Origin of the sequence: Pseudomonas sp. SIMBA_068 (assembly GCF_046534705.1) — a bacterium.
GTDB classification, from domain to species: domain Bacteria; phylum Pseudomonadota; class Gammaproteobacteria; order Pseudomonadales; family Pseudomonadaceae; genus Aquipseudomonas; species Aquipseudomonas putida.
In genome coordinates this window covers 1-265 of the sequence record NZ_JAWRYI010000694.1, presented here as the reverse complement: position 1 = coordinate 265, position 265 = coordinate 1, and the positions used below count along the sequence as shown (strand labels likewise).

The following is a 265-nucleotide window of genomic DNA, read 5'->3' as shown; positions in this document are numbered from 1 at the left end:
GGCCTTGACGTCGCTGCGTACATCCAGCTCGATGCGCTGGAAAAGCTTTTCACTGCTGTCGAGGATCAGCCGCGTGGTCTGCTGGTAGTTGTAGAGGCCCAGCACCACACCCGTCAGGAGCAACAGCAAGGTGAACATTGCACTGATATGGATATGCAGAGGAAAGCGGCGTTGTGCTAAGGCAGGGGGGCTCAGCATTCCAATTCACTCCAAAGGCACACGAGGCATGGCTCAGGACCCAAGCATAGTTAAGGCTGGCATCGCC

The 265-nt window shown here is 56.6% G+C and carries 1 protein-coding gene; it reads right to left on the bottom strand.

Going from position 1 to position 265, the window contains the following annotated elements:
* Positions 1 to 198: hypothetical protein (locus SB756_RS31025; RefSeq protein ID WP_410913362.1), on the bottom strand; the 198-nt coding region annotated here is incomplete at its 3' end.
* Positions 199 to 265: the final 67 nt, after the last annotated feature.